This window comes from Spongiibacter sp., assembly GCF_041602295.1.
GTDB lineage: Bacteria > Pseudomonadota > Gammaproteobacteria > Pseudomonadales > Spongiibacteraceae > Spongiibacter.
In genome coordinates, this window is record NZ_JBFIGO010000012.1 from 38,302 (window position 1) to 46,762 (window position 8,461).

Genomic DNA, 8,461 nt, shown 5'->3' on the forward strand with positions numbered 1-8,461 from the left:
TTTAACTGCGGTGTAGGCCGGGTGTTCATATGCGATATGTCTTTATGCTGTCGCGCATTTCTTTGGCAATGTCCTCGAGCCGTTCAGCTGAATTTTTAGTGAGCTCGGTCGAGTCGACGAACTGGGTGGTCGCCCGGCTGATCTCGCTCATTGCGGTGGCGATCTGGTCGATGCCGGTGGCTTCTTGGCGAATGGCCGAGACGATGTGCTGACTGGAAAGTGATGCCTCGCGGGTGGTTTGAGTCAGGCTCTGCATGGCCTGGCCGGACTGCTGTACCAAAGACATGCCGGAGTCTACAACCTTGGTTCCCTCTTCGGTGACCATCACGGCCTTGTCGGTTGCTCGCTGGATTTCTTGCAGGATGCTGTTGACTTGCACTGTTGCCTGCTGAGATTGCTCCGCCATATCCTTCACTTCGGCGGCCACTACAGCAAAGCCTTTGCCGGCCTCGCCGGCTTTGGCGGCCTCGATCGAGGCGTTTAGCGAGAGCATTTTGAGTTGTTGTGCAAGACCGTTAACGGTAGCGGTGATTTCACCAATTTGCTGTGTTTGTTCGCTAAGCGCCAAGATGTTTTCTGCAATACCCTGCACCTGGCCGCGTATAGTCTCCATACTTTTAATCGTGTGTTCTATAACATCTTTGCCGCGTTCGCCCTCTGAGCGTGTGCGCTCTGCAACCGAGCCCAGCGCCTCGGCCTTCTCGAGAGTTTGCTGGGAGATGGCGCGAATCTCCTCTAGCGTACTGGTCGTTTCATTAACGGCCGCAGCCTGTTGGTTGGCACCGGATGACTGGTTGTTGACGGCCTCCAGTAACTCGGCAATGGTTGTTCCCAAGCCGTCGCTGGCTTCTGAGGTTTGGCCGGCCATTTTTGCCATGCGGCTGGTCATCTCATTTAATCTCACGCCGAGCCGAGCGAGTTCCTCGTTGTCCGGAATGGCGACTTTTCTGGTCAAGTTGCCTTCGGCAACTTCGTCGACGAAAGCTGAGTAGGAATCCACGGTGCTCTCAAGTTCGCCCGTGAGGTCTTTGATATAGGCGTCTAACGCCAGCTGGGAGTCTAAGAAGATAATTTTATTAAAGGCCTCAATCATGCGGTTGGCCTTGGTTTTATTAAAACGGTATTTGGCATTAATTAGCGGGATAATCATTTTGGTATAGCCGGCATAGCTACCCAAATACCACTGCGGTTCCAGGCCGATTTTGTTGTGAATGACACCGATTTTAATTCGCTGCAAAAAATAATGGTCGTCGTAGTTTCCGCAGAACATTTCGATAAGATATTCTTTTTGCTTATTTTTAAGCCGATCCATGTCCGAGCCGGCTCTCTCGATGATCTGTAGAAGGGAGGGGAATTTCTTGAGGTGTAGGTAAAAGTCTTCCACGATCATGTCGGCATTTGGCTCGACCACCTTGCCAAGCTCTTTTAATAGCCTGGCGTCTTCATCGTTAAATCTAACGAAGTTCATACGGTTAACACGGTCGGCTGACTTGATATTGATGCCGAGATCTGTAGTAGAAATTGCTTTGTTCATAGTGCGATGCCTCGTTGTATCGACGCGAAATACTGTCTGCGAGATGATTGTTGTTAGCCCATATCACCGATGATTGACGGTATATTTAGCATGCTAATGCGGCCCATATGTATACCTACAAAATAGTTGCTGTCTTTGGCGTTGGCGGATTGCGGGGCAGGCGCCAGCGCAGCGCGTGAGAACATCGAGTTACCAACCAGCTCATCGACGTGTAGTCCGACCAGCAGTGTTCCCGTTTTGATCACGATGATATGGCTCTGGTCACCGGCAGGGATATCGCCGGCGACATGGAGCAATTGCCGCATATTGATAATCGTCAGCATGTCTCCGCGGCGATTGACGACGCCGGATATGTGCGCTGGTGAACAGGGGACTTTGGCAATGCGGTTGACCACCAATACTTCTTCAATGACGTCGTAGGGGATGCCGTAGTCTTCTTTGCCGGCTAAGCGGAAGTGGATGAAGTCTTCAAGAGAGTGGTGTTCTGTCGGCTGCTCGTCGGTATGTTGCGCGGCAAGCTCTTTAGCCCGCAGCTGCAATATTTCCCGGGCAAGGGGGTCTTGCTGCAGTTTGGATAGCGCATTATTCATTAGCACAATGACCCTCCTTATAGACTATTTCCATATAGGGCGATTTCTTGTTCTAGGGCGGCGATCAGTTGTAAATCATCCGGGGCTCCGGTGTCGCGATTTTTAGCGAGTGACAGGGCATTTTTCAGGCTTTTTACCCCTCTCTTCAAGTTGCCCTCTGCGATGAGGATGACCCCGAGTTGGTAGTGGGCCTCGATAAGGTCGGGTGCCAGAAATAGCGTTCTTTGCAGCGCGTTTTTGGCCTCTTGTGCCGCGCCGTTCTCGCAGAGCAGCAGGGCATGCAGCAGGTGGGCCGGCGCATAGGTGTTGTCTAAGGCAAGGGACTGGGTGCATCGTTCCATGGCGTTCTGCGTCCGTCCGAGGTTGGCTTCTGCACGAGCTTGGTAAAAGAGTAGGTCGGCGGAATGATTAACAATTATTTGATTTTTCTTCGCCAACTCTATGGTTTTACCCCAATTTTCATTTTTAACCAAGTCTAGCATTGTCTGGCGAATTTGCCCGGTGTCGCCGCGGTCGGGGGGCGTAGCGGGGTTGCTTTGCTGTGTCGCCGGGAGGTGGACGCTGTTGATTATGTCCCTGGCGGGTGTTGGGCGCCGTGCTGAATGCTCGGCAGGTGGCTGGGCGGTGGGGCGGGGCTTTGATGTTTTTACATAGTAAAAAAAGTTTTCCCCGCTGTGAATTTCTAGCCCGTCGATTTCGGGGTTGATTAAGTCGGAGGGGCCGAGCATCAGTACCCCGCCCGGCGCTAGGGCGCCGACGATTCTTTTTAGTATTTTCCGGGTATCGTTTTCGTCAAAGTAAATAAAGACATTGCGGCACAGCACCAGATCCATGTTGTATATCTTGTTGGCGATGAGCGAGCTTTTAGGGCAGATAAGATTGAGCTGGGCAAAGCGGACGAGTTTTCTGACTCTGGCACTGAGTTGTAGCGTGTCACCCTTAGGGTGAAAAAAGGCCTTTTTCAGCTCACTGGGAACATTGCGAAAAGACCAGTTTCCGTAAGCCCCTAAGGCGGCTCGCCTGAGTGCGTCGCTATCGATGTCGCTGCCGATTAGGTTCAATTCCCAGTCGTCAATGTCCGGTAATAGCCGGCAGAGCATGATCGCAATGGAGTAGATCTCCTGGCCCTGTGAGGCTGCTGCGCTCCATACGCGCAGTGCCCTGGTGCGGTTTTTTCGCGAGTCGATCAGCTGCGGGAGATACTCGTTTTCTAAGTAGTTCATTTGGCCGATGTCGCGAAAGAAATAGCTTTCGCCAATGGTGACCTCGCCAATCAGGTAGCGCAGCATGGCAGAGTCGGCGGGGCCGTTTATCACCCCTTCGATAAAATCGACCGGAGAGGGGCAGCGGAAGCGCTGGCAGCCCTTTATGACCGTTGCCTGGAGTTTTTCCGCTTGATGATTTTTGACGATGATGCCTGTCTCGCGGCGAATAAACCTCAATAGGCGATTCATATCGGCGATATGAATACCTTCGTTGAGTGGTTGGGCATCTTGACTGTTCATGGTTTGCTTGTGTTCATCTGAATTCAGCTCAATGTGCGTTTTGCGGATCGCGCGGTGATGCATCTGGCAGGCAGGGCTTCAGCACAGCTCGCTGCTGAGTAAGTCGCCGACATTAAGCATAAATATCAGTTGCTCGTCTTCTTCGAAGACTGCGTCAAATGGAATGTCGTAGTCGTCGAATAACTCGGCTTGCTGGCGCTGGCTGAGGTCTAAGGTTTTCACCCCATAGATATCGCCGACGACAAAGCCGGCGATGCGATCGGCGTGCTCGCAAAGTAGTATTTGGGTGTCGATGTTGTAGTCGTTTTGGGGCAGGTTTAGACGGCTGGCCAAGTCGATAATGGGCACGCTCTTTCGGCGGTAATTCATAAAGCCAACGAAGTAGGGGGGCGCATCGGGTATTTGTTGCAGCGACATGATGGGCAGGGCCTTGATGATGTTGGCCAGCGGCAGGCACAGGTGCAGCGTGGCTACCGAAAACAGGATCGCTTGTTGGCTCCCTGCCTCCACTTCGGAGGGGCGCGTTGGTACGTTCTCGGCGTTAATGGCCATTGTGTTCCCCGACTATAACTAGAGTATTGCTTTCTTCTAACAGCGGTCTCTGCCGCCGAAGACCGGGGCGGCTTTCGTCGGTTTGGCGGCGGCAGATACGGCCATCATAGATTCTAGACCAAAATTTGTATGCTAGCGGAAAGGTCGGCTTGTTTGCGGGGGCGAGTAAGTGTAGGTGAGCGGCCTTAATAGATAGTCAGTCGGCCGTGCGCCCGTTCATTCGGCGCGGCAGGCAGTAGGGCGCAGCCTTGCACTCGGCTTGTCTCGGTAATCCGCTGCGGGGGCCTATGGAAGCCCTAGTGGCTCGGGTATTCGCGGTGGTGCTTGCCCATTGCTCGCGCCGCCAATAGGGTCAGAAAATGAAATCCAGCGCGACGCTAAGCAATGTGGATTCGCCGTCCCAGTCGTTTCTAGATTGCCGGTAAAAACTGGTTTGGGTGTCATCGGCCTCTATGTGATCGAGCTGAAGTTTGACGGCGGTTTGCGTGCTGAGTTCGTAGCGAAGGCCGAGGGACGAGGTGCGCTGGTTGAATTCCGAGCTTTTAAAGGTGTCGAGCATTGGTGTGCGCAGTGGATGCCCCGCTGGGAAGCGGGGATCGTCCGCAGACGTGCTGTCGGTGTCGGCGATAGACAGGTAGGGGGTGAACTTCCCTATCCGGTAATGCCAAAGTGCATAGATGGAGCGGCCGTTAGCGAAGGCCAGGCTGGTGGTATCTCTTACATTGTAAAGCAGTGTCAGGCCGTGGGAGTTGCCGTCATAGGAAATACCGGCATTGTAATTTTTAATATGCGAGTTTTTCATGCCCACGTCTTTGGCCAGCTCTGGTGAGCCAAAGCTGATCAACGCCTGTTGCAGGTCGCGAAGCGAATCGAGTTCGTTGTTAAATTGTACTTGTGTTGCCCCGATGCGCAGACGCCATGCTGCCAGTTCATAGTTGAGGCTGCCACCTATCACCTCACTGCCATCGAGGTCATAGTTGTTGTCGTCGCCGATGGCCAATTCTTCTTCAGCCTGGCCGGCGTAAAGTTTTATCCAGCCTATACCGTCCCCTAGCGGCCGCTTTAGCACTAGGTCTGCGCCGTCGATATGTGAAAGTTCCGCTGTGCCAAAATACTCAATTGGCAGGCGCACGGGTAGGAAGACGTATCCTACGCTCCGCGAATCCCCCTGAAGGTAGGCGTCGTAACCCAGGCGTCCCGCTCGAACTTCGACATCTGGTCGCGGCGAGTACTTGATAAAGCCCCAGCTTAACTGTGTTCGGTAATTGTCCCGGAAGCCAAGGCGATTGATCACTTGCACGACACCCTCCCACTGGGGGGTGAAAGCTGCATTCAGCTGCAAGCCAACAACGCTGTCTGGCCGCAGACTATAGCCGTCGCGTGCGCCCTGGGGCTGGGAGAAATCCCGGACAAACTCCAGATCCTTGGAGGGATTGTAAACGGCGCCAATCGTAGCAAAGCCGTTGATGGAGACATGCGCATCACTTAGAGATAGCGCACTGACGCCGGTTACGGGAAGGGCGAGTAACGCCAGCGTTGCGACGCAGCGAGCTGCGGGTGATATCTTTCGGCCTATAAGTTGCAACACAGTATTTCTCCATTGAAAGCGCGCATCTGCTGCTTGTCCTTTTTCGGCGATTGGCCGCCCCTGTGGGGCACTATTGTTATTCTGGTTGCTGAGACCAAAAGCGGAAGGTATTTCGCCCGGCTTTTTTTGCTGCATACATTGCTTCATCTGCTTTGGCCATCAGTCCAGACATCGACAGTTCTCCGTCTTTGTGTACCACGATGCCAATACTGGCGCCGATCTGGGCGCTCAGACCGTCGTCGATGGGGATAGGTTGTCCGAGGCTGTCGATGATCTTGCTCGCGAGTTTTTCGATGATCTTTGGGTCATCTGTGGAATGCAGCACGACAGCAAATTCGTCGCCGCCCAAACGCGCAGCAAAATCGGTGCGTCGGATAGCCTTGGTCAAGCGCTCTGCTACCGCCACCAAGACTTTATCGCCCGCCAGGTGCCCATAGGTGTCATTGGCTTCCTTAAATCGATCTAAATCGATCATTAGCAAGGCAAAGCGATGCTCGGGAAAGCGCAGACAGGTGTCCATTAGCCATTTAAATTGATGTTCGAAGCCGAGCCGGTTGCTTATGCCTGTCAGGGCATCGGTGACCGCTTGTTGCTCGGCGGCGACTTCTACCGCTTTTCGGTCGGTGATGTCGTTGGCCACCCCTTGAAACATGTTGGTGCCGATGGTGCTGATGATGAGGTTAAACCACCGCTCTCCGCCCAGGCCTTCGCGTCTGATATCGGCGGTTGCCGATTCACCGGTTTCCATACAGTGTTTTATCAGGTGTTGCACGGAGTCGATCGATTCGCCCAGGATGTCGCTGAATCGAACCCTCTGGTCATCGATATCTCGTGCGGTTATCGAAAAGAAGTGGCAGAAAGCCGGGTTCGCGGACAGTAGTGTTTGGTCTTCGCCCATAAGGAAAATGCCAGTTTCCGCATTCTCGACGATGGCCCGAAATCGTTTTTCTTCGGTTTCAAGATCACTGCGCAGCTGCCGTTCATTGGTCAGCAAGCTGATCAAGTTGTCGATTAATGCGTTGACGTCTTTAACCAGTGTGCCTATTTCGTCGTCTTCGCTGCCACTGGGGAAGGCCAGTTTTTCACCGGCTTCTACCTTCAGTGTGTGAAGTCGGTGGGAAATTTGTTCGATAGGCCGCGTTACGCTATGGATGACCACGGCCAAAATGCTGAGCGCAACCGCCAATAACTGGCCGATGAAAAAGAGCGTAACGTAGTAAATGTTGGTATTGATTTCGCTTTTCATTGCAATGTTGTCAGGGTAGAGGGTGATCTCCCCAATGACCTCATTTTGCTCGAAAGGTGAGGTCACCTTCCTGACAATGTTAGCAGCCTCAGCCGGAAGTGCCTCGCCTGCCGGCAAATGGGCGAGGACGTCGCCCGCTGTCTGTATAGTTACCGCCCATACGCTGTCGTTTTGTACCAGGCCGGCGGCGACCTCGGTTGCGAGTTGCTTATCGCTTAGGAATATGGCGATGCTCGCCGGGTTTTGTATGGTGTTTAATAGTTGATCGAGCTGCTCTTGAAAGCGGCTCTGTTCGTGCTCGGCAACCAGGTTTCGGCCTACCAGCAGGAATAGCAAGCCTACCAAGCCAGAAATCAGCAGAATAAACACCACGCTGCGCAAGGCGAGACTGGTTTTTAGATTTCCGAGATTCATTTCAGTGCATATCCCGGCGGCTGTCGGCGTTATTTTGGAAAGGCATAGACCACTCGCACGGTATCGTCTACGGCTGCCTGGTTGATGTAAGTGATGGCGCCTTTATTGTTCTGGACGATGTCTAATAGTTCTAGCGGCTCACTGATTTGGCGCGGCGGTGAGGCCCGTCCTGAGAAAACCAGGCGCGCCCAGTAGGAGTTGATCTCCGAAGGCGCCTTGCCCACCAGCAATTGGTAAAATTTCGGGCGGAGTAGCACATTGTCCACCGGAAAGGCGGATATGCTTGGCGACAATTTTTGAAAACGGCCCATGAAAATATTGATAATTTCCGTTTTCGATAACTGGCTTACGCCATTGCTCGCGTTAGTGACGACCACCATGTCTGCATGTGTGGTAAAGGGTAGTGCTAGGAGGGACAGTAGGGCGATGCTTCGCAGATACCTCATAAGGTTAACCTAGAAAGCGTTGCGTCAAGGGTGGTGTGGGGTGTCATGGTATTTTTCGTTCCCTCTGCAGGCCGTTGCCTATAGAAGCCGAGCGCATCGGTGGTCAGCGCTAGGGGTATTTTCCAAAGTGGCAGGGAGCTAGTGACCAGTGGTGGCGCTAAACTCGTGGGAAGTTCCATCGTGTAGTTTGGCCTTTGCGGACATGTCATTATGAATTGTCTGCTCACTGGTAATTACCTGAAAATGCTAAGCTCTTCTCGCTGAAAAGCAAGCAGCCAGCGTGACCTGTATCACGGTCGTATCGTTTTCTGCCCATCAGGATTTCTCCCTATATTCTAAGGTATCGGGCGATATACTCGGCCACCTATCATAGCGGCTCGCTGCCCCATATGCCGAGAATCCCTCTCCGCGACTGCTGTGTTTTTCCGCGCGCTGCGGCGAAGTGCTTGGCTTGATTCGGGCTTGGCCCGTTTGTGCTGTGTTTACAGACCTGTGTAGAGGTCATCGCCGCGTTTATAGTATTTATAGCGTTGATCATAACGCTTTGCTGCCAAGGGGGCTAGGCAGGATTCTAGGGGAAGTTATA

Annotated in this window: 7 protein-coding genes; all 7 read right to left on the bottom strand. The window is 53.1% G+C overall.

Features of this window, described 5'->3' with window-relative positions:
- Positions 1-25: 25 nt before the first annotated feature.
- Complete coding sequence (locus ABYM29_RS04175) at positions 26-1,534, bottom strand: protoglobin domain-containing protein (RefSeq protein WP_372862492.1); 1,509 nt, start codon at positions 1,532-1,534, stop codon at positions 26-28.
- A 53-nt stretch (positions 1,535-1,587) separates the two neighbouring features.
- A complete protein-coding gene (locus ABYM29_RS04180; protein WP_372862495.1) occupies positions 1,588-2,124 on the bottom strand; it encodes a chemotaxis protein CheW in 537 nt (178 codons plus the stop codon).
- Between the two features lie 17 nt (positions 2,125-2,141).
- Complete coding sequence (locus tag ABYM29_RS04185) at positions 2,142-3,692, bottom strand: CheR family methyltransferase (protein ID WP_372862498.1); 1,551 nt, start codon at positions 3,690-3,692, stop codon at positions 2,142-2,144.
- A gap of 15 nt (positions 3,693-3,707) precedes the next feature.
- Positions 3,708-4,181, bottom strand: a complete 474-nt coding sequence (locus ABYM29_RS04190) for a chemotaxis protein CheW (protein WP_372862500.1) — start codon at positions 4,179-4,181, stop codon at positions 3,708-3,710.
- 352 nt (positions 4,182-4,533) lie between these two features.
- Positions 4,534-5,904: a porin gene (locus tag ABYM29_RS04195; protein ID WP_372862509.1), complete on the bottom strand. Its 1,371-nt coding sequence runs from the start codon at positions 5,902-5,904 to the stop codon at positions 4,534-4,536.
- Positions 5,846-7,429, bottom strand: coding sequence for a diguanylate cyclase domain-containing protein (locus ABYM29_RS04200; protein WP_372862503.1), 1,584 nt, complete (start codon positions 7,427-7,429; stop codon positions 5,846-5,848). Before ABYM29_RS04200 ends, ABYM29_RS04195 begins: the two co-directional genes overlap by 59 nt.
- A gap of 29 nt (positions 7,430-7,458) precedes the next feature.
- The gene (locus ABYM29_RS04205) at positions 7,459-7,875 is read right to left on the bottom strand and encodes a hypothetical protein (protein ID WP_372862506.1); all 417 of its coding nucleotides are present in this window, start codon (positions 7,873-7,875) and stop codon (positions 7,459-7,461) included.
- Positions 7,876-8,461: the final 586 nt, after the last annotated feature.

What these genes read in the sequence shown, in the direction of transcription:
- ABYM29_RS04175 (WP_372862492.1), bottom strand. Translation starts at nt 1,534, where the DNA reads ATGAACAAAGCAATTTCTACTACAGATCTCGGCATCAATATCAAGTCA.
- ABYM29_RS04180 (WP_372862495.1), bottom strand. Translation starts at nt 2,124, where the DNA reads ATGAATAATGCGCTATCCAAACTGCAGCAAGACCCCCTTGCCCGGGAA.
- ABYM29_RS04185 (WP_372862498.1), bottom strand. Translation starts at nt 3,692, where the DNA reads ATGCATCACCGCGCGATCCGCAAAACGCACATTGAGCTGAATTCAGAT.
- ABYM29_RS04190 (WP_372862500.1), bottom strand. Translation starts at nt 4,181, where the DNA reads ATGGCCATTAACGCCGAGAACGTACCAACGCGCCCCTCCGAAGTGGAG.
- ABYM29_RS04195 (WP_372862509.1), bottom strand. Translation starts at nt 5,904, where the DNA reads ATGCAGCAAAAAAAGCCGGGCGAAATACCTTCCGCTTTTGGTCTCAGC.
- ABYM29_RS04200 (WP_372862503.1), bottom strand. Translation starts at nt 7,429, where the DNA reads ATGAATCTCGGAAATCTAAAAACCAGTCTCGCCTTGCGCAGCGTGGTG.
- ABYM29_RS04205 (WP_372862506.1), bottom strand. Translation starts at nt 7,875, where the DNA reads ATGAGGTATCTGCGAAGCATCGCCCTACTGTCCCTCCTAGCACTACCC.